12 protein-coding genes are annotated in these 21,729 nt (G+C 67.2%); all 12 read right to left on the reverse strand.

Features of this window, described 5'->3' with window-relative positions; translation table 11 throughout:
• Positions 1-286: transposase (locus tag BM417_RS41000; RefSeq protein ID WP_143139019.1), on the reverse strand; the 286-nt coding region annotated here is incomplete at its 3' end.
• Positions 287-374: 88 nt separating this feature from the next.
• Positions 375-1,544 carry a recombinase family protein gene (locus tag BM417_RS41005; protein ID WP_245822657.1) on the reverse strand — a complete coding sequence of 390 codons (1,170 nt, stop codon included), beginning with the start codon at positions 1,542-1,544 and terminating at the stop codon, positions 375-377.
• Between the two features lie 356 nt (positions 1,545-1,900).
• Complete coding sequence (locus BM417_RS41010; RefSeq protein ID WP_143139020.1) at positions 1,901-2,155, reverse strand: hypothetical protein; 255 nt, start codon at positions 2,153-2,155, stop codon at positions 1,901-1,903.
• Positions 2,156-2,676: 521 nt separating this feature from the next.
• Positions 2,677-3,624 carry a S1 family peptidase gene (locus tag BM417_RS41015; RefSeq protein ID WP_093605529.1) on the reverse strand — a complete coding sequence of 316 codons (948 nt, stop codon included), beginning with the start codon at positions 3,622-3,624 and terminating at the stop codon, positions 2,677-2,679.
• A complete protein-coding gene (locus BM417_RS41020) occupies positions 3,621-4,946 on the reverse strand; it encodes a hypothetical protein (RefSeq protein WP_093605530.1) in 1,326 nt (441 codons plus the stop codon). The genes BM417_RS41015 and BM417_RS41020 overlap by 4 nt, the downstream gene beginning before the upstream one ends.
• A gap of 2 nt (positions 4,947-4,948) precedes the next feature.
• Entirely contained in the window at positions 4,949-10,075 is a 5,127-nt protein-coding gene (locus BM417_RS41025) for a hypothetical protein (protein WP_093605531.1), read from the reverse strand.
• Position 10,076: 1 nt separating this feature from the next.
• Positions 10,077-12,005: a CHAT domain-containing protein gene (locus BM417_RS41030; RefSeq protein WP_093605532.1), complete on the reverse strand. Its 1,929-nt coding sequence runs from the start codon at positions 12,003-12,005 to the stop codon at positions 10,077-10,079.
• Between the two features lie 438 nt (positions 12,006-12,443).
• Positions 12,444-13,268, reverse strand: coding sequence for an amino acid kinase family protein (locus BM417_RS41035; RefSeq protein ID WP_245822659.1), 825 nt, complete (start codon positions 13,266-13,268; stop codon positions 12,444-12,446).
• A gap of 230 nt (positions 13,269-13,498) precedes the next feature.
• The gene (locus tag BM417_RS41040) at positions 13,499-14,992 is read right to left on the reverse strand and encodes a hypothetical protein (protein WP_093605534.1); all 1,494 of its coding nucleotides are present in this window, start codon (positions 14,990-14,992) and stop codon (positions 13,499-13,501) included.
• Between the two features lie 564 nt (positions 14,993-15,556).
• On the reverse strand, positions 15,557-18,247 hold the full coding sequence (locus BM417_RS41050; protein ID WP_143139021.1) for a tetratricopeptide repeat protein: 2,691 nt from the start codon (positions 18,245-18,247) through the stop codon (positions 15,557-15,559).
• A gap of 27 nt (positions 18,248-18,274) precedes the next feature.
• Positions 18,275-19,441, reverse strand: a complete 1,167-nt coding sequence (locus tag BM417_RS41055; protein WP_143139022.1) for an SEFIR domain-containing protein — start codon at positions 19,439-19,441, stop codon at positions 18,275-18,277.
• A 13-nt stretch (positions 19,442-19,454) separates the two neighbouring features.
• Positions 19,455-21,620, reverse strand: coding sequence for a hypothetical protein (locus BM417_RS41060; RefSeq protein WP_177320891.1), 2,166 nt, complete (start codon positions 21,618-21,620; stop codon positions 19,455-19,457).
• Positions 21,621-21,729 lie beyond the last annotated feature (109 nt).

Below are 21,729 nucleotides of genomic sequence, written 5' to 3' on the forward strand. Positions count from 1 at the left end.
AGAAAGCGGACGCGGACTTCAGGATCCCGTTGGCACGGCGCAGTTCCCGATTCTCCCGCTCCAGCTGCGCGATCCGCTCCGCATCGCTGGTCGTGGTACCAGGCCGGTCACCGGCGTCGATCTCCGCGCGCTTGACCCAGGTCCGCAGCGCCTCAGGGTGGATCCCGAGCTGCTCGGCGATCCGCTTGATCGCCCCGACCGCGGACGCCGGATCCCGACGGGCCTCCACGACCATCCGGGTCGCCCGCTCACGCAGCTCGTCTGGGTACTTCTTCGGTGGGGCCATTGCTCCTCATCATCCAGGCTTGATGGTCTCCATCAAACCCGGCACGGAACAGCGTCAGGCCGGTTTGCTGTGAACCACTGGACTCAACTCACCCTGACACGCAGGGGCATCGATAGCCCGCTCGCCCGTGAACCCAGTGCCCGTCCATCCGCCGGCCACACAGCCCGCACACGACGAGCCCAGCCAGCCGATAGCGCCGGATCTCGCCGTCCTTGGCAGGCTTCGCCACCCGCAGGCCCTGCACCGCGACGAACGTCTCGTCATCCACGAGCGGTTCGTGGGCAATCCTCTCAGATACCTCCCACTCGCTGACCGGGTTGTACCGCAACGCGCCCGAGCCGCGGCCACCTGAGCGTCCACCCGATCCATGGCCGGTCGTGCTGCTTCGATTCCACACCTGCCGACCGGTGTACCGCGGGTTCTCCAGAATCATCGCCACCGTCCGCACGATCCATCGCTCCCCCGACCTATGCGCGTTCCGCTCGGGGTCGGCACCTGACGGACACACCACGCCACGCTCGTTGAGCTCGCGCGCCAACGACGCCACCGTGCGGCCGCGAGCACGTTCGGAGAACATCCACTTCACCCACGGCGCCGTCACCGGGTCCGGCGCCAACACCTGCACCCGCCGACCCCACCGCCCATGCACCGGATTCGGATGCCGACCGCCATCAACCAACCGATACCCATACGGCGGACGACCACCCAGAAACCGGCCCTGCAACCGCGTCTGAGACCGCATCGCCGCCAACACCCGCTGACGCGCCCGCGCCACCTCACGCTGCGCCTGCGCACCTAACAACACCATCAACGCCTCATGCACCGGGCTGCCGAGTTCGACTGGGCCACCTGCTTCCGGCAGCCACACCTCGACGCCCAGTGCGTTCAGCCGAGCCACGACCTGCCGGAACTGATCACCGTGAAACGCACGCTCGTACTCCCCCACGACCACCGCGTCGAAGTCACGATCAGGGCCCGCGGCAGCGGCCAGCAACGCCGCAGCCTCCGGACGGTCCAGCCACGACCACCGCCGCGACACACCCACATCGAAAAACTCCACAACGACCGAGCCGACGCCATCGATCAACTCATCCGACACGGCGCGCTGCCACGCACGCGACGTCTGCACATCCTGAAACGTGCTCGTCGACATCCGGCCGTAGAACGCAAAGCGCAGACCATGTTCCTCAGTTGGTGCCGCTGGACGGCGACACCCGGTCAACGCGGCAACCAGTTCGGCGTTCGTCAGCGTGGCCACAGTCAGCTCCCTCGGTCAGAACCGAGACCGAGACACCAAACGTCTCATGACGACGCCGTACCCATCTCCACCCAAACAGCCCAAGAGCGAACTACACCAGACACCGGACCGGCAGCGGCGCGATCTGCAGACATGGTCGCGCCAGTGAAATGCCACCGGGGCGATCACCGACTCGGTGTGAAGGCCACGGCACAACCGATCACTCAGAAGCGAGCCGGTACACGGACTGGTTGCGGCCGTCCTCTCGGATGAGGTCACCCCAGGCGCTGACGAGCACCATCGAACTGCATCGATATTGCTGTCCATATTGGACGATCAGCCGGCGCGGCCTCAGATGTTTCCAGAAGCCGCTCCGCTCACGCAGTCGGCGTAAGGCGAGCAACGAGCTGCCGAAGCTCGCGATCAACATCAACATCAAGAAGGCGAAGTTTGCGTTCCGCCTGTTCCCTGATCGACTGATCGAACAGCGGTTCGTACCACGGCAGGAGAACCCACATCTCCACACTGGCGTCGAGTCGATCGAGTTCTTGCAGTCTCCACAAGCCATAGGTCGGCTTGGGGTCCAGCACAAGCCGACGTGCGGCCTCCACCGCGCCGTGGTCGGTCAACATGCGTCGGAAAATTGTCGCCGGGTAGCCAAGTCGAGCGAGCTCGTTCACTCCCCGGTGCATGTCACCGCTGAACCGCTGTACGAGCTCCGCATGCTCTGCCGACGCACTCACATTCTGTCCATCGCTCGGCTGCGTCGCGGCGTTAGTACACCCACTACGCCAGTCCGGTGTGATGATTCAGCGCGAGCAGCAGTTGCACTTCGTGGCAGTGCCGCGAAACCACAGGACGACCGGCACAACGGCACATCCGATCTGCCAGGCGAAGGGGTTGTCAGATGACCTTGACCGCCGCGTTCGCCTGGAAAGACACGTGCACGTGGTCCAGATGGCTGACCAGGAGACCACCAAGGTCCTTCATCGCGGACCAGGCCGCCGCCGTCGTTATAGCAATGTCCTTCTCCGGCAACTGCCAACTCAGTCCGAGGCCTGTTTCGCCGCCACGAGTCGACGTGCGAGTCAGCTCTTGAACGGCGTCCCTGAAACCGGCCCTTCAGGTGGACAAGACATTCATGCGGAGAAGGTCACCACAACCCGCCGGGAACTGATCGGACCCATGCGGCGTGCACGTCGACGCGGGAGTAGATCCCGCCGTCACCGCACGGGCGTACCGAACTGGCAGTGGCCCGGGACGTGACCCCAGCCAGCAACCACTCCTGGCCCGACCACACGTAAGCGGGCCCGCCACTGTCGCCGGTGCAGCTGTCCCGGTCGAGCATCGGTGATCCGGCGACGAACTCCAGCGCCGGATCGGCTCCGAACCTCGGGTCCTGGCTCGCCATCGGCACGTCGACCCGCCTGCGCTGCCCGTAGCCGCGCCTGCCCGCGGTGTCGGTGTTGCCGTAGCCCGCGAGCCGGACCGACGGCACGGCCGGTGGGGCCTGGGCCATCTTCCTGGGCTCAACGTCGGTCACCGGTTCCGACAGGATCAGCACGGCGATGTCGTTGACCCTCTTGTCGTAGCCGGGGTGCTTGACGCTCTGGGAGACGTTCACGATCCGCCCGTCCTTCGGGAACCTCACGTCGGTGCCGAAGAAGACGCGCGATGAGCACGCGCCGATGCAATGCGCCGCCGTGACGACGACGTTCGGTGCCACCAAGATTCCCGAGCAGCACCAGCGGTTCGTGGCTCCGACGGCGACGCACTCGGGGAAGTCCGCGGTCGGCTCGCCGCCGACGATGAACGCCTTCGACTCGCCCGCCGCGGAGAGGTTCTCCAGGTAGACACGGTCGAAGAGAACGCTCGCCTCGGCATCGTCGTCGTCCCCCACCGCTGCACGCCTGTTGTCCTGGCGTGCTGCCACGAGCTGGTCGCGTACCTGCGCAACGTTCCGGCCGAGGTCACCCTCCGAGAGACTCGCCACCTGGTTCGCCAGCGAGTGGTAGACGACGGCGAACTTGGCGTCGTCGGCTCCAGCGATGGACCGGGCCAGCTCGGCGGTCGCGGCCAGGTGGTCGCTCAGTGCGGTCATGAGTTCTTCTCCGTCATCTCGAAAAGTGCGTGCAGCGCCGCTCCTGCTGCCCTGTCGTTGGACGAGGGCACGGATGTCCGGCGGGCCTCGTTGCGCCGCCGGTTGTCCAGAACGCTCTGAATCTTCACGACGATCGCCCGCTGCGGTTCAGCGTCGCCTGGTACGCGGTCGAATGCGAGGCGCGCCGCTGCGACGAGCGCCCGCACGTCCTCGGTGTGCGTGAGCGACTGACCGACCGCGGCGGCGTGGGCCGTGAGAGCGGCCTGGCGTTCCTGCTCCTGGGAAAACCGCACCCGCTCCAGCATGGTCGCGCCCTGGAATCCCTCGTACGCACCGTCGAGCAGGGCCGGAACGACGAGGTCGACGTCGTCCAGGTAAGGGTCCGAGGACGGGTAGTTCTCCTGCCAGGCCGCAGCCCTGGTGTCCGCCGCCTCGACGAAGCCGTTGTGTCGCAGAGCCTTCGTGACGAGCGCGATCCGCAGCGAGGCCGGCGGGTGGTCGTTCGCCGCGGACTCGGGCGGGAACTCCGCCCGCACCTTGTCCGGGTCCGCGGCAAGCAGATCGGCCAGCGCCGACGCGTAGGCAGGGCCTGCCGCGAGCACCCCGTAGAGGTCCGCGAAAACCTCGGGACCCCAGTACAGCCAGGCGTCCCGCCGGTCGCCTGGCAGGTCCGCGACCGCGCCAAGCAGGTGCGTCTCCGCCTCGGAGCCGAGTTTCAGATCGGTCCACACCACGTGCCCGACCTCGTGGGCGACGAGGACCATGTCCGCGAGGTGGGCGAGCTGGTACCACGGCAGCCCGATCACAGGAACCGGCAACTCGGTCACGAACCGCAGGTACTCGATGCTCTGCTGACCGCCGGCCCGCTCCGGGGTGAACTGCCTGCCCCGGTCCAGCGTGAACGGGCTGAAGTCCCCGTTCAGGAACACCAGCGCGGTGTCCTTGCCGAGGTGTTCCGCGCCGAGCCGGTAGCACTCCCAGGTGAACTCGTCCGCAGCGGCGAGGTACTGCTGGTACCAGGAGACGTACCGCTGACCGAGTTTGGACCGGTAGTAGTCCCAGATCCGGTGCACCTCCAGGACACGCCGCTGTACCTTGCGGCACTGTCGCAACACCTCGTCCCCGTCCGCGGGAATGGCGTCCATCTCAGCGGAGATCACGTCCACCAGTCCGCGCAGCTGCTCGGTGAGCCGCCGCACCTGGGAGTTGTGCTTGCGCAACGGCTTTCCGTCGGCCGTCTCCTCCAGCCAGCACTCGAAGTCCGCGTCCACCCCGCGCACCTGATCCGCGAGCTCGGCGAGCTTGCGTTCCCGCAACGACATCCTCATCCACCTCCGGTGAACCTGAGCCACGGCAGGTGGGTGTGCAGCGTCGTGCCCGCGAACGCCAGCACCCGATCGATCCCGGTGTCGTCGCGGACGAGCGACCGCAACCGCCGGACCGTCTCGCCGAGGGAGTCCCCCGTGGCGAAGGACTCGATCATCTCGTTGACGAGCAGGTGCCGTTCCTCGTCGGCCAGTCCTGTGCCCAGCACACCCGAGCACCGTCCCAGCGCGAACAGCTCGCCGGCGTAGGCGTTGCGCAGCAACAGGTACCGCGCTGTGTCGACGAGGCTCGACGGACGGTCGACGTCGAGCACGACCAACGGCCGCACGTCGTCAGCTGGCAGCTGCGCGAGCAGCCGGTCGACGCCGGTCGCCGACAGCTGGGACTTAAAGGACCCGAAGGTCATCGCGACGCCGTCGGGTGAAGGCTTGATCCCACCCGCGAGGTGCACGATCCCAAGCCGCTCCCCATTGCTGACCAGCTGTTCCACCATGTACGACAGCTGCGGCATCGTCGGCCGTTCGACCACCGAGATGTTGATGAAGCCGAACCGCAGGTAGATCCGCGCGATGTCCTCCGCCGTGCTCAACCTGCGGCGAGATGTGTGCATACCGTGCTCGTTGCCGGACAGGATCAGCACTCTCGACCGGGAAAACTCGACAAGGCCGCGTTGCAAACGGTCCAGCACCTCCGCGTTGATGACGTCGCTCGGTTCCAGGTGCTGCCTCTCACGCCATTTCCGCAGCGCGGAGACCGTCTGCGGCCCGATCTCGCCGTCCAGCACCAGTTTCGCGCCGATCAGCCGGTTGAGCGCGAACTGGACGTGGCGGGCCTCCTCGAACCGCGCTGTGGTGTGCCCACTCGTCCGGTAGAGCGCGGCGACCGACGGGCTGAGGGTCACGAACTGGGAACCGCCGCGCAGGCGGCTGAGCTCCCACGGCACGGCGTCGAGCCTGCGGTCCTCGATGTCGCACCGGAAGCCCAACGGCGTCTTGCCGGCGGAGAGCGCGGCCGGTGCGGCGGACGGCAGCAGCGCCGAACCCAACTCCGCTCCGACCTTCTGCCAGTCGCGCACGAGCCGTTCATCGAGGTCGTCCGCCAGCACGGTCCGCCCGACGTCGTGGTTCGGCGAGAACTGATGGCGTACCTCGGTGGACGGCGGCACGAACGTCTCCACCTCCACCTGTCCTTTGGCCGACACCCCTATCCGGGCGGTGCAGCGCGGCACGACGATCTGGGAGGTCTCGGTGGCATCCGTCCTGCGCAGTCCTCTCACCGCCAGGCCGAGAGCGGCCAACGCGGCGGCCGCGGTGACCGCGTAGGGGCGCCAGTCCTCGGTGTTCTGCTTGTCCAGCTGGATGGTCCTGCTCACCGCGTCCGCGTGGCGTGCCTGCCACTGCGTGCCCTCCGCCCGGTCGAGGCATGCCTCGGCCCGGTCCAGCAGCCGACGGGCCTGCTTCGGCCTTTCCTGGACGAGTTCTGCCTCCGCGCGTTCCACCAGGAACTCGAAGCACAGCATGCGGTGCTCCCGGAACTCCTCGACGAACGCGTCCACGGTCGTGTTGTTCGGGAGTGCCTGGCTGCGGTGCCTGCGCAGCCGGTCGGTCGCCAACGCCCATTCGCGCACGAAGTAATGCGAGCCGCCCTTGCGGTACTCGTGGCGGATCCAGGAGAGCCTGCCCGCCGCGTCGGTCGTGTGGGCGGTGAGCCGGTCGAGTTCGACGCTGACGAAGTCGAGCTCGGCCTGGTCTGCATCGGTGAGGTCCTCGTCCCCGCTCAGCCGCAGCAACGGGCGCAGCGCCACGAGCCGGTCCTGGAGCTCCTCGGAGGGAAGATCCTCGATTCTGCCCAGCTCCCGCAAAGCCCGCAGCCGTGCGGAGACCGGCGTGATCAACGGCAGGTTCTTCTCCAGCAGTTCCAGGAACGGGACCGACCAGTCCGGGTGGCCGAGCGCCAGTCCTTCCACGGCGGCGAGCACAAACATCTCGGGAGGGTTCCACCTGCCGTCCAGCCAGCGGAGAGCACTGCGCAACAACGACATCGCGGCTTCAGGTTCGCGGCGACGGCCGAGCAGTTCCACGCGCGCCAGGTAGTAGGAGAGCCGCACCGGATCGTCGGACTCGCCGAGAAGCTTCATCGCCTTGGCAAAGTGAGTGTCGGCGGCGGCCAGGTCACCGAGATCCCGCATGTTCACCAGTGCCGAACTGACATGGCAACGGGCCGCACCAGCGCTGTCACCTCGGGTGAGCCAGATGTTGCGGGCAAGTTCCAGCTCCAGCAAGGCCTGGGGGTACTCAGCGACCGCGGCAGAGGAGCGCGCCGCGACTTCGAGCCCGGTCGCTGAAGTGTGATGAGTGAGGGACTCCCCGATGTGGCGCACACGCGAGTACGCGGAGAGCGGGTCCCGGCGGGCCAACGCGACCTGAGCCGCCTCGACGTTGATCGAGTGGCGGTCAGGCTTGTGAGCGTGCTCGGCCGCCCAGGTCAACCTGCCGCTGGCGAGTCCCAGTTCGACGGCGACCAGGTCCAGCTCAGCGCGCTGATCGGCCGGCAGGTCCACGTCGGCCAGGATCAGTTCCAGCTCGCGCATCGCTTCCCACAGTTGTCCGAGCCGCTGGTGCGCCCGGACCACCCGGCACCGCAGCGCGGGCGCCCACTTCCACGCGGACAACCGTTCGGCGGCGTGCACGGCCCTGAGGTAGAGGGACGGCGCGTCCGCGAAACCCTGTTGCAGCCTGATGTCCGCCAGCAGCACGTACAACCGCACCTCGTCCTGGGTGTGGCGGGCGTGGGGCAGCGCCTCACGCACGAGCGCTTCGGCGGCGGCCGAGTCGCCGGTCTGGAATTTCAGCGCCGCACGCACGTAAGCGAGCCGGTGCTCGGGGATCACGTGCTCCAGCCCGGACCTTTCGATCAGCGTCAACTGCTCGACGACCTGGCTCCACCGCTGGTCGTCGTCCACGACGCCGAGCACGCGGGCTTCCTGGGTGGACGCCGCGGCCAGCTCGTACCTCGCCTCGACGACGGTCTCCGGTGAGATCACCGGCTCCGAGCCGTCCCACAGCAGCGGCTGCCCGTCGTCATCGAGGTAGTCGCGGCACAGCACCTCGTCGGCGAGGTGCGCGCGGACGTCCGCGTCGCCCAACTCGACGCGGTCCAGGGCCGATCGCCAGTACGCCGCCGCGCCCGCCCCCTCCAGCTGGAACTGGTGGAAAATGGCCTCAGTGGTCCATCGTTTCCACTGCTCCGGGTCCTCCCCCGCACGCAGCTCGAAGTAGGCGACCGCGTCTTCATGCAGCCGGCGGTGGATCTCCCTCGGCCGGATGAGCCGACGCATCGGCACCAGGACGTCGGGGTGGAAGCGCAGCTCGTCCTGCTGCTCGGTCACCCACGAGCTCGTGCTCGCGTACCGGCGCAGCTCCTTCCAGACGAGGTCGAGCGGCAGCGACGACCCGGCCGAGTCCAGGACGTTGGTGTGGAACGGGGTGCTGGTGACGTCGAGCGGCGCGGGCAGCTCGTCGGTCTCCGGGTCGTCCACCTCGGTGTCCCCGGACATCCCCATCCGCAGGTACGGCTCCATCACGTCGACGACGAACTCGAACGTCAGCCTGCGGGGAACGACGCCGTACCGCAGCAACCACCGTACCCGGGGGTCCTGGATGCGGCTGATCACCCGCAGCACCAGGTAGATCAGGTCCGCCTCGAACTTCGTGACGTCGTGGGCCGTGAGGTTCAGCCGTTGCTGTGCCAGGTCGGCAAGCAGCGCGAGGGTGAACGGCCGGCCCGCCGCTTTGGCGGTGATCGCGGCCTGGAGGTCGGAGCCTTCGATACCGCGCAACGTGAGGTATCGACCGGAGTCCTCGTCAGTGAACAGCCCTGGGGTGCGGTCGGCGATGCTTGGGAGCCCGGACATCCGCTCGCTGACCGCGTACCGGCCCGCGAGCACGAAATGCGCTGTTCTGCACCGGTCGTGCACCGCGCGGACCACGTCCATCAGGCCTTCGAGCCCGTTGCCCGTGCGCAGGTGCAGCTCTTCCAGCGTGTCGAAGACGATCACCACGGAGCGGTCGGCAAGCGCGCTGTTGAACGTGCGGACGAAGGTGTTCACCACCAGGTCCCGGAGACCGTCGTCCTGCGACTTGACCCACTTGCTGGCGGCGGACCTCTCCTCTTCGGACGCACGACGGCGCAGCAGGGCGATCGCATACCCGTGCACGGCGAGGAAGTCCGCGAACGGCGCACGGGTCAGCTGCTGGTCGAGCTGGAAGGCGATGTCGATGAGCACCAGCCACGGGTACTTCGCCGCGTTGGCGAGGTCGACGAAGTCGAAGTCCGTGGCCGCACAGGGAACGCGGTCCGGCACGAGCACACGGGACAACAGCCAGCGCAGCTCCATCGTCTTGCCCTGGCCACCGCGCGCGTGCACCTGCATGAGCCGCGGGCCGCCCCGCCTCAGCAGGTTCAGGTAGTCCGCTCTCGTCCCGGACATTTCGAGGAACGTGCCGGTCTGCAGGTACTCCGCCGACCACATGCTCCTGGCCTGCAAGTGCGCGGCCCGGTGCTGCCCGAGCGCGAACAGCTCGGTGCCGAGCAACTGCGCGCGCCCCTCGTCGGCGAGCACGTCGACCAGGTCCTGGCACCGCGCGAGCTGGAAAGCCCGGTCCGCGACGTCGAACCGGTCCGCGAACCACTTTCCTGCCCGCCGCTGATCCACGAGCACCAGCGCGGCCAGCAGATCCACCTCGGCGGAGGCGATGCCCTCGTAGTGCACCGCCAGCCGCTCACCCAGCTCGCGCAACGGTTCCGGCACCTCGTGCGCGTCGGATCCATCGCTCCACCACGAGAACCAGGCGGTGCGGCGGGCGGACTCCCGCAGCCGGAACAGCTCGACCGGCCCAGGCAACTGCTCCACTTCCGCGCAGCACCGCACATCGTCGAACGGAGCCACCTCTGCGTCAGCGCTGGCGGTCAGCACGGAGTCGTAGAGGTACTGGTCGAAGGCACGCACCACGGAACAGCGCTTCAAAGCCTCGGTCAGCGTCGCCGGGCGCAGGGCGGCCGCGATCTCGTCGACAGAGCTGCCCTTGCTCAGCAGCTCCAGCACCTGGGCGAAGTCCGGTTCCACGTCAGCTCACCTTCATCTGCGCGAGCCGCGCGACGATGTTGAGTTGCACCGGCTTCACCGGACCTACGGGGAGCAGTTTGTCGAAGAACTTGTCGAAGCCCTCGGGGATCTCCTGTCCGAGGGCGATGAAGATGTCCTCGGCGAGCGAACCGACCATGGAGCGGTCGAAGTCGTCGAGGTCGACGCGGAGGCCGCCGCGATCGTGCGGCCAGTACTCGTCGAGCTTGTCCGCGCGCAGCACCACGACCAGCCGGACACCGGGAACGTCCCCGTTGAGCGCGGCGAGCAGCAGGTTCGGCAGCAACTGACTGCGGAAGTCGGAGCTGAACACTTGCTCGACATGGTCGAGGATCAGCACGACCGGGTCCTCGGCACCGTCCACGTTGAGCGCGTTACGAAAGGACTGGAAGAGGTTCTCGACCAGGCCGACCGCGGCCCTGTCCGAGAGTTGTGGCGTCGGCGCCGGCGTGATCGTAACGAGCGTGCCCTCCTGCTCCACCGGCAGTCGGCCGTCCTTGAAGGACTCCAGGTCGTGGTTGAAACGGTCGAACGGCGCCTGGCCGTCAGGGTGCTCGCGCGGCCTCTCCTCCGCAGTGTCGCGGATGTTGTACAGCGCCGAGAGGAAGTCGACGTTGTCCGTGCCGTTGAAGTCGACGTACTTCACCCGGCGTCCGCGGATCAGGCAACGGCGTCGCAGCCAGGTGACGAGACTGGTCTTGCCCGCCTCCCGGTCTCCGGTGATCAGGAGAAGTTGCTCTGCTTGCGTCTCCCGCTCGGGATCCACGCCGTTGACGAGCTTGTGGCGCTCTTCGACCCGGTCGACGAAAGCCTTGATCAACTCGGCCTTCTGCTGGCACTCCTTCACCCGGATCTCGGGCAGCACGTCGCACGGTGCCGAGTGCAGGGTGAGGCTCGGCAGGAACCAGTCGCGCGAACCGGTTACGCCGCTGTGGGTGTAGAGCCGCATCCTCGCCCCGGCGACGGCGGCGTCGATGCCGGCGCCCTCGATCAGCCCTCGATACAGCTCGCAGCCGAACAGCGCTGCCTCCGGGCCGAGAATGTCGCCCTGCATGCCGACGACCGCGACTGATCCACTGTGGACGAACGCCTCGGTCAGCGCGTCGACGTCCTCGACGGCCTTGGAGGTGCGGCAGGCGTTCAGTACGGCGAGCCGGGGTGCGGGTACCAGCAGGTCCGCGATGGCGGAGGCGCGGATCTCCCACGGCTGCGCGGATCTGCGCACCTTGAGCGCGGACTCCTCGCTGCCCACAACCTTCTCGCAGTGGCCGATGAAGTGAAAGATGTGCGGTGCGAACCGCTGGTAGGCCACCCGCAGTTCCTCCGCCGTCGGCACGCTGAGGAACTCGGCCTCAACCCATCCGCCTGCGGCCGCCAGAGCGCTCTTGATGCCCCTGATCTCCGCTGTCGTCTTGATGCCCTCGTCCGGCTCTCCTTCGACGACGAGCAGCCGGACGGGCAACGACCAGTCCGACGGGCCGGCCGAGTACTCGCTGGTGCGCACACCTGTGTGCTGACCTGTCAGGAACAATGCGGGGCCGGGTCCGAACCTGGTCATCTCCCATGGAATTCTGCGCAGTTCGGGAGCGGCGATCTCCAGCCTGGTCCTCGTCGCGCCGAGCTTCTGCCATTCCTCACGCGGGGCGCCCTCTGGCAGCAGCAACCGGCCCAGGTACTTGCCGATGTTCACGAACTCCGCGGAGCTGGGATGCGTCGCGACGAAGTCCTGAATCGCCTTGGTGACCGCCCCGCCGGCGATGACGGCGGGAACGTCCTGGCCTGCCAGATCAGCAGGCAGACTCCACTCCGCCAACAACCCGCGGACGCCGTTGTCCTCGGCGAAGAGCTCTGCCTGGTATGGACCGGTGCCCGTCACGACGATCACCGCGTCGGCCTTCGACCCACCCGTCATGCATCATGTCTCGCAGCCTGAACACGGATGGTTACAAGCCTCACTCGAACGTAGCAGTCCGTCCTCGCCGAGCCGCGCCTGGAATCCGCGCGTGGCTCGATATTTCCATTTCGAAAGGAATTTCAGCTGCGATCTGAGACGGAAACGAAGTGGCAATCGAGACTGGATGAGCGAATCGAGCGAGGTGCGGTAACCCAGCGTCGCCACGAGGCGATTGATGGGCATAAAGACGCGGAGATGAACGGTCTGGGCATCGCCGCCACCCGGCGCGACATCGCTGAGGCGATCTTGTCGAACGCCGTTGCCGCTGTTGCGGCCTGCGGCAGGACCGCCCCGAACCTGCGCCACGCGCGTACGCGGAGAGGCAGAAGTCGGGGCAGGGGTGGAACTGGTCTGAGCCGCAACGAGCGTCCGCGAGGTCTGATGGACGAGGTGGTCTTAGCTGGAAACAGTCGTCTCGGTTCGGTCGCACCTACACATCGGCCATAGCGCGTCGGCTGCTAGCGCGTAGCCATACGCGACATCTCGTGCTTGCTCTCGCGTACCCAGCCATGGGTGTGCGCGCCGAGCAGCGGGCCGCTGAACGTCGCGACACGGCTGCCGGTGTCGGGTGCCCAGCCGCAGATGATCGCCGTCTGGGGAAAGCGACTCGACGTCCTTGACCGCCGAAGGCCGGCCGAGCAGAACCAGCCGCCCACCCAGCTTGAGGAGGATGAGGTACAGCAGACGCAGCGCCAAGCCCACGATCATGCCGTCAGACCGACAGAGCCGTCCATGGCAGCTCAGCGCATATGTGCGGAGTTCTGGCACCCCACAGGGAACGTCAGCTCCCTCGACTTCCGCCAGGTCCAGACGTTGCAGCGGCTCAGCGTCGGGCGTGCCGAAGTCGGTCATCACGGCACGCACGTCGGTCAGCAGGAGCAGGCGGTCGGCCTTAAACGCGATCGCGAGCTCAGCCGACGTGAGGTCCTTGTCCACGACCGCCTCGACGCCGTGCAGTTGCCCGCTGTCGACAACGGGTGCTCCTTCCCCACCGGCACAGACCACGGCCGTCCCGCCACTCACCAGCTGCTCGATGGACTCCTGTTCGACGAGTCGGACATGCTCGGGTGCTGGCACGACGCGGCGCCAGTGCGGGCCGTCCGCGGCCATGGTCCAGCCGTTCTGATCTGTGAGCTGGTCGGCTTGGGTGCCTTCGGCCTGTGTGCCGCCACGACCAGGCCGCCGGCGCACAGGTCGTTCGTCGCTGAGAAGTCGCACCACAGGCCGTCGACGGCCAAGCCGGGGACAGAGCCGCCGGACAGCTCGGCGCGGCCTTCGGCGACTGCCTTCAACATGGCCCTGTGCCTTGCGGTGTAACCGTTGTGCTCATCTGACTTCCCCTTCCCTCAGCCGTTTGCGTGGTGAGGCAAGGCTGCTCTTCCCGCCTGGGTGTGACGCAGATCCCAACGCGGTGACTAGGTCGGCACCAACGTCGCACCTCGGGAAGGGGCCTATTCCGACTCGGTGTCGGAGCTATCGAGAAGCCGGTTGAAGACCCACGCCGCAAGTGCCCACGGACCTCGCTCGATGTCGTGCTCGGTCTCGACCCTCAGGAAGTAGGGAGACTCGCCGTACATGCCCTCCTTGCCCCCGATCCAGGCGTTGGCGTCGTACTCACAGGTCACGTGCGCCTCGTCGGTGCCGACCGAAATCCACAGCTCGCCCTCGTTGTGGTGTGACCACGAGAGGCGGACCTGCTGGGTGGTTCCCTTTACCAAAACCTCCTCCTCGGCCACGTTCCAGCCACCCAGGTGGCCCGACGGCAACTCGAGGCCAGTCACACCCTCCAACGCGTCTGCGAGTTCGTTCCCTGCCTCCCAGTTGTGGTCTGAGCGCGGAGACGAGTTCGACACCACGGTCTCGGAGTCCGGCTCGACCTTGACGATCTTCCCGTTCTCGACCGTCACCATGAGCCGCGTGCGCGCGATGAGCTGATCCGAATTCAGGGTGCGCTCCCCCGCCGTATCACCGCCCGTCAGCGAGTAGATGTCGGTGATCTCCGCTTCTGCGAGGAAGAGTGCGATCGCTCGGAACACCATGCGCTTTGGCGCGCGCCCCGGCTCGTGCCGTTCCGGCGCTTCACGCTCCACCCACCAGAGGCCGGCGAGCTTGGTCAGCTTCGTCAGGCTCGCACTGATCAGACCGTGGTGTTCCCAGTCGAGGTCCACAGCCTCGAGTACGTCGACGGTCGTTCCGACCAGCTGAACAGCGTCGGATTTCGTGGCATCGTCGAGGTTCAGCGGCAACTGGTCGGCGAGGTACCTCGCGATCATCCATTCCTCGTCGATGCTGGCGAACACGTACTCGAAGAGGCTCGCACGCACCGTGTTCGCCTCGCGCACCAGCGGTTGACCGTAGCCCCATGCTGCATAGGCGCTCTTGATGTCGGCGTCCTTGCTCAGGAACATCACTCTGTCCGGCTCGCCGGCCTTCGCCACGACGTCGCGAAGCCAGGCCGAGTCACTGCCTCCGGTCTTCACCAGGTCCGCGCTCTTGGTCTTGGCCGGCTTCCTTTGCAGAACCTGGTCCTTGAGCCCCTCGATCGCGCTCGCTCCGGTCAACTCGACGACCTTCACGTGAGGCGTATCAGTCAGGACCGACAGAAACTTGCTGATGAGGTCCTCACGACTGAGGTAAGACGGGTTGATCGACGAGGCGGGCAGACCCGCCCTGGACAGGTGACTGAGCTGGTCGTTGACCACGTTCCGAGCCGCGACCCACTGGGCGGCCAGGTGCTCCGCCCACTCCCAAGCAACCGGTTCCGGCACCCACACCTGAACGTCGATCTTGGCCAGGTCGGCCGCGAGCGACGCGAGTCTCGGCAGGTCAGGCCCGACCTTGCCGTAGGAGTTCGCGTCCACCACAACAGCGAGAAGCTTCGTGCGCGTCTCCACATCCAGCCGAAGGTCCTCGTCGGTCGCCTGTGTGGAAGGGCGATTGCTCATCGCGGAAGTATCCAACGCAGACTTCGTGCCCACCCGTGTTGGTCCCTAGGTCCCTGGGGATGGTGCAACACGCTGGTGACGCTCGAAGCATGGCGACCACGACCACGACTGCGACCGAGCCCGACAGCATCGACGCGGAGATCGAAAGGATGCGAGGGGCGGCGCGTCGAAGAGGTCAGCCGTTGGCTCCAGGCCCGGACCTCACGGTGAGCCGCCCGCAGTTGAGCACGGAGCACTGATATCCGGCGCGTGCGGCGAGCAACTTCTTCGTCGCTGCGGAAAAGTTGGCCCGCTGATCCACTGCACCCTCGTTCCCAATCAGGCGGAAACTCCACCCGGTTCAATTGGCAATACAACAGTCCACATCGCACGAAGACGACGACCCAGTCAGATCTCGGCGTCGCGGAGCCCTGGTCGGAGTCGGCGCAGCCGTGGTCGTCGAGGCAGCTCTTCTGCTGTCGACGACCACGACGAGGTTGGCCAGCGGCACGGGACATCGCACGTTGATCAGCTCACAATACTGAGCGGGCCATATCGATCGGCAACCCAGCAGCCGGTCCTCCGCTATCCGTGCCGACCCACCAGAACAGCTCGAGAAGCTCCGTCCATCCGGACAAGCCTCTCGACCGCCGCGGCGTAGCGGCTAGCCAGTTCCGGATATCCCGCGGCGGTGAGCGTGTCCGAGCTCATCCCATTGCGGGTCAGTGCTTCCGACAGGATCTGTGCCCGGCTTTCCTCCAACACTTGCACCGCGGCGATCTCCCTGCTGATCTTGAGGTACGTCACGACCACCTCATCGGCGAAGCCGGTCGCCTGTCTCAACCAGCCCTCCTTGTGCCGGCGGACCGTCTGCAGGGCGAACAGCCGGCGAGCCGCGTCCAGCCCCCACTCGTGTGCTTCCGCCGCTTCGTGCCACGCTCCTCGCACGGCGGCGGCACGCCCCCACTTCCGCGCGGCTTGCAGGCACCAGCCGAGATCCGATGCCATGCCCGCCTCGCAGGCGGCACGGTGCAGGGCGACGGTCTCGGCGACGTCGGCCTCCCCGGCGACACCGCGTTGCGCCTCCAGCGCAACAGCCAGGTTGCTGGCGGCTCTCGCCCTGCTGGTGCTCCCGGCGGGCAGCGCGGCGAGCGCCCTCCTCAACGCGCTGACGATTGATTCCAGACCTTCGGTGCTGTCCGAAAGCCACCACCGTTCCCACAATGCACTGGTCAGGTTCACCTCGATCCGCATGCGGTCGGGAGCCGACTCTGGCAGAAGCGACATCGCCTGCTGGAACAGGTCGATAGCCGCGTCGAGGTGTCGCGGATCGCGTTGTTCGTCGTAGCGGTCGGAATGGCAGAGCGCGAGATTGTCCAGGTAGATCGCACGTTCCGGTGCTGTCGACGCCACGGCCCGCGCTGCTTCGCGGAACGCGCGTTCGGCGTTCTCGCGATCGTTGTGGTCGCCACCGTGCTGAAAACGGGCCTGCAGGCAAGTGGCTCGGTCGTTGAGGAGACCCGCTCTGGCGGTCGCACCGACAGGAGTCTTCTCGACAGCCTCGTCGTAGGCGGCGATGGCGGCGTCCAGGTCGGCGCTGCTGCCTGTTCGTTCGAATCGGAGATGGAGCAAACCCGCCCTGTCACCGCGGCACTCCATGCGTACCGGGTGGTGATCGGCGACCAGGTAATCAAGACGGTCGAGCGCCGCCAGCGCCTCGACGAGGTCCTCCAGCGCACCAAACCGCTGGTACCGCACCGAAAGCGTGCGCGCAAGGCTGCCGAGACCTCTCGGGAGCAACCGCGCGTCGTCGGCGAGGTGCTCGATACTCGCACGCAGCGACGTGACGGCCCGGTCGATGTCATGCTGATCGCCCGAGTGCTTGAACCTGTCTCGCAACATGACCCCGAGGTCGTGCAGGGCCGCCCTGCCCTCAGGCCCCTGTGGCAGACCGTCTCCCGCGATCGCTGCCGCCGCCTGCTCGAACAACTCCAACGCCCTGTCCTGATCGCGGCTGTCACCGGTCGCCGTGAACCGGTGCGCGTACGCGGCGGCGACTGTGCGCAGACGCTTGAGCTTCGTTCTGCCCTCGAACGAACCACCCGTCGCACTCTGCTCGGCGACGGCGATTGCACGGTCCAGGTCCTCGACCGCACCGAGCCGTTCGTAGCGCGAGGTGAGGAACGTCGCGTGGGTGTCGGCGCACAGAGCCTTCAGCGGTGGGAAGTTCTCCGCGTCCTCAGTCGCCTCCTCCAGCACCTCCAAGGCGGTGTCGAGCCCTTCGACGACACCGAACCGCTGGTACATCAACTCGTGGACGAGCGCCAGGTTGTGTCCGGTGGCGGCCCGCGACGACGATCCCGGCCGATCACGAAAGCGTGCTTCCTCATACACCTCAACGGCGCGATCACCGTCCGCGCGGCCGCCCTCGCGCTCGCACCTCAGGCGTAGCACGTCGCCTAGCACCCGCAGTCTGCGCGGCCTGTCCACGTCCGAGATGGCTGTACAGCGCACCGCCTCCTCCGCGACCGCGATGGCTTCGTCGAACTCGACGCCCTCGTCCTCGTGGTCGAGCAGGTCGTGGTAACCGCTCGCCAGGTTGGCCAGCCAAAGCCCGTGCTCACGTGTACCAGCGTCGCCGTGCCGCACAGCAGCGCGGAACCCATCCACGGCGGCCCGAAGGTGCTCTGGATCCTTCGTCTCCGCGTACATCTCCTGCGCGCAAGTGGCCAGGTTGTTCCAGAACAACGGCATGTTCGGGTTCTCCGGCGCTGCGGTCTCCACGACGTCCAGGTGCAGGACCATCGCCCGCTCGAGATAGTCCGGATCTCCGCTCAACCTGAACGCATCACCCAGCACGTTCGCGAGATTGTCCAAGCACAACAGGCGGTCCTCATCCGCAGTCGACATCCGTTCGACGGCCTCTTCGAGGACCAGCCGTGCTGCCTCCAGCACGGAGGCATCACCGAGTTCGCGAAAACACACGCGCAGGCAATTGCCAAGGTTGTTGAGCAGCGCTGGATCGCGATCGAGAGCAACCGCTCGCTCATACGCTTCACGGGCTTCCTGGAGCCCACCGCGCCCGCCGTCTGCCTCGTACCGATCCAGGAGGATGGAGCCCAGCTCGTCGAAGTAGTCGGCGTTGCCCGTCACAGCAGCCAGTTCCGACCATAACCGCACCGCTTCGTCGGCCTGGTCGAGCGACCCCGTCCGCAGGAACTCGGTTCGCGCCAGGTCGGCGCGCGCGACCAGATCCTCCTCGTCGAACTGCGTCATGGCGGAGTCCATATCACAGTCCCGGCGTCACCAGGCTCTCAACGCGGCGGTGAGGCGTGAGGTCAACTCGTTCGCCACACTTCGCGGGTCCGCAAGCACCCAGTGGGAGTCGATCACCTCGTCGGCGCGCGGCCGCACCCGTTCCGGCAGGTCGAACCGCCAAGGTGCGGTGCGTCCCAGGCGCAGTACGCCGATGGATTCGAGGCCTACCACCGGAACCACCTCGTCCGGCAGGGCGGCATCGACGCCGTTCAGGCTGCCGAGCAGGCGCATCACCTGATCGCACACAGACTCCGCGTCGAAGACCGCGCCCACGTCGGCGAACGGCAGCAGCTCCCACGCGGACCGGGCGCCGTCGCGGCGCATCGCCAGTCCAGCACACGGAGTCCACACCAGCGCTGCGGTGGCAGAACCGTGTGTGCGCACCGAGGTACCGGTGCTGAACAACCCCGAGCGCATGCCGTGATCCGTCAGCGCATCGGCCGCGCCGGCCAGGTGCAGGGCCGAGATCCGCGCGGCCCCGTCGAGGGGCACCAGGTGCACCTCCAGCGCGGCATGCTCGGGTCCTCCGACATGTAGATCCCCGAACCACGGCACCTCAGGCGGAAACGGCAACAGACTCCACGTCAGCGCAACAGGTTCATCCGGCGGCAGCGCGGGTACAGCACCGATCGGCGGTCGCACGTGCCGGGGCTGCCCGGTAATCACCCGGAGCAACTCCTCGAACCCCGCGTCAGTCATCTCCCGGACAATGAAGTGCGACGCGGAATGCGCCTGCACGAACGTGGGCAGTTCGCCGAGAGCCCTGCCGGGCAGCACGACCGGCAGGATCCTGGGCAGCCAGCGAGCCCGATCGGCGTAGAGCATCTCGCGCAGCACGGCCGCTTCCGCTTGCACTCCCCTGTTCTTCGCGCTGGGCGCTGTACCGTCCCCCACCGCGCGGTAACGCGGTGACGCCACCACGATCACGAAGTCGGCAGTGGTGACGCGGTCCAGAACCCAGGCGTACCAGTCCTGGCGCTCACCGGTGAGCCACATGTCCAAGTCGACGTCCACGCCACTCCGGGTGAGAAACGCCGCCAATGCCAGCACGAGGTTCCGATGCCGGTCGTCGTCGTGCGCGTAGCTCAGGAAGACCCTGGGCCCCGCAGAGGAAGGCTGGGAGGCCCCCACCATCGCCACCCCCTGTCGCACCGGTCGCCCCAGCCTACGGCGAGCCCTCCGGCTCAAACGACGTCCGGTTGAGTGGGAAAGACCGTGCGACGATCTCCAGCTCCCGCAGCCGTTCGGCGGCTTTTCGATAGCGATCGGCCAGATGCGGGACTCTTGCGTCCGCCGCGGCGAGCGCTCGGTCCGCGGCAGCCAGCTCCGTGGTGAGCAGACGCCCGCGCGCCCGTTCGAGCCGTTCGACCGCACCGATCGCGTCGCCGCGCTCGACCAACGACCTGGCAGCGAGCGCACCGGCCTCGGTCTCGAGTACGAGCCAGACAGCCCTGTCCTCACGGGAGGCTTGACGACGCAGGAGAACCTCGCTGGACGCCAGCACGTGCTGGTCCGCCTCACTGATCTCCTGCCACGCAAGCCGATCCTCGGCCCACCTCATCCAGGCGACTCCTGCTCGGAGCTCGATCTCCGGCGCCGATTCCCGTCCGTGTCGGCACGCGTCCCGATGCGCCTCGACGGTGTCGTCCACCGACGCTCCTCCGATGGCCCAGGCCCGGCGCATCGCACCGGCGAGATGGTGGAGCCTGAGTGCGCCGAACGGCGAAGACACCGACGTGAGGCCGACTGCCGCCCGGTGCAGAGCCAGCACCTCTTCCAACAACCGTTCGTCGGGCTCGTGGTCGTACTGGTCCTGCAACCCCAGCGCGAGGTTCCCGAGCAGGGCCGCCCGGACAGCTCCCTGTTCCGGAGCTGCCGCGAGTGCGGCCTGATAGGCCCGCACCGCCGCGGCGCGATGCCGATCCATCCCGGTCAGGGCGGCAAGGGCGCGCATAGTGCCGCCGAGGTTGCCAAGTACCGAGACCAGGCGGCCGGCCGACAGTCCTGGGGTGTCCGCGGCCTCCTGGTGCAATGCCGCCGCCCGGTACAGCTCCGCCTCGTCGCGGCGCCGGACCGCGCGCTCGCGCAGCATCGTGGCGAGCTGTTCGCACCTGCTCGCCTTCACCACCGGCGTAGCGGCACGGCTCGTCGCCGACTCCATCAGGACGATCGCCTCGTTCAGCAGATCGAGCTCTCCCACCCGTTCGAACGCGATCTGTCGCAGCAGCGCGGCATTCGCCTGCCAGTCCGGGTACTGGTCGTACGCAGGGTCGACCTGTTCCAGCAGTTCCGCCATCACCACGTCGGCCTCATCGAAATCCTTCTTGCGGCCCGTCACCTCGTGCCGCTCGATCAACGTGGAGGCCAGGGTCGCGCGTGCCGTGAACGTCTGGGCCGAATCCGGCCGCCCGCACGCGATCGCCTCCCGGAGCGCCGTCTCGGCCCGGTCCAGGTCCTCGACGGAGCCACGATCGACGACGAACCGCTCCGTCAGCGCGACGCTCAGGTTGTTCAGCTGCTGCACGCGGAGGTCCTGATCGTCCTCGCTGTGCGCGAGGGCCTGTTCGAACGCCGACACCGCATTGTCGGCGTGCTCACGACGGGTGCCGTCGAGCTCGGTCGCACGGAAGCACCGTTCCAGGGCGACCTGGCCTAGACCGCTCCACACCTTGGCCAGCTCCGGTCCACTCGCGAGCGGCAACGCCTCGGCGAGCAGGCCTGCCGCCCTGTCGAGCTCGGCACCATCGCCGACCGCGGACGCGGCCAGCAACGTGGTGGCGTAGTTCATCAGAACAGGGAACCTGACGACAGGGTGCACGCCCATCAGGTCGTAGGCTTCTTCGAGGACAACAGCGGACGCGGTCAGATGCTTGTCGTCGCCGCGCAGCTCGTGCAGTTGCCACAACGCGTGACCCAGCGTCGCGAGCACCAGCGGCCGGTACGGGTGCGGTGCCACAGCAATCCGCTCGGCCTCTTCCAACAGGGGCATCGCCTGGTGCACGAGGTCTTCCGCCTTGTCCCCCTCGATCTCGGAGAGCAGTTCCTCCGCGGTGCCCAGCAGGTCCGGTACGCGCTCATCCACGAGCTTCGCCTCCGCGATCGCCATGGAGGCGCCGATTACGCGGCTGCGTGCGAGCACGGCCCTCGTCTGCTCCACCAGGCGAACGTTGTCCCACTGCTCTTCGGCTTCGCAGTGCCGAAGAAGTTCACGCAGCGCCACGTCGGCTTCGTCACCGTTCAACGAAGGGAAGCACCGCAACAGCAGCAGACGCAGCCACCGAAATCGTGTCCGGACGAACCGGTTGAGCGCCCACTCGTGCAGCCGCCGCATTCAGCGCCCTCCAGATTCCCGTGCCCAACTGCCGGTCCTGTGCCCGAAGATGATCCTCGCGTGCTTCGAGGAGGCCTCACCGTGCCGCATGACGGGACATTGTTCATTC

Origin of the sequence: Lentzea waywayandensis (assembly GCF_900115955.1) — a bacterium.
GTDB lineage: Bacteria > Actinomycetota > Actinomycetes > Mycobacteriales > Pseudonocardiaceae > Lentzea > Lentzea waywayandensis.

Coding starts and splice junctions, on each gene's coding strand:
- BM417_RS41010 (WP_143139020.1), bottom strand. CDS start 2,155: ATGTTGACCGACCACGGCGCGGTGGAGGCCGCACGTCGGCTTGTGCTG.
- BM417_RS41015 (WP_093605529.1), bottom strand. CDS start 3,624: ATGACCGCACTGAGCGACCACCTGGCCGCGACCGCCGAGCTGGCCCGG.
- BM417_RS41020 (WP_093605530.1), bottom strand. CDS start 4,946: ATGTCGTTGCGGGAACGCAAGCTCGCCGAGCTCGCGGATCAGGTGCGC.
- BM417_RS41030 (WP_093605532.1), bottom strand. CDS start 12,005: ATGACGGGTGGGTCGAAGGCCGACGCGGTGATCGTCGTGACGGGCACC.
- BM417_RS41040 (WP_093605534.1), bottom strand. CDS start 14,992: ATGAGCAATCGCCCTTCCACACAGGCGACCGACGAGGACCTTCGGCTG.
- BM417_RS41050 (WP_143139021.1), bottom strand. CDS start 18,247: ATGACGCAGTTCGACGAGGAGGATCTGGTCGCGCGCGCCGACCTGGCG.
- BM417_RS41060 (WP_177320891.1), bottom strand. CDS start 21,620: ATGCGGCGGCTGCACGAGTGGGCGCTCAACCGGTTCGTCCGGACACGA.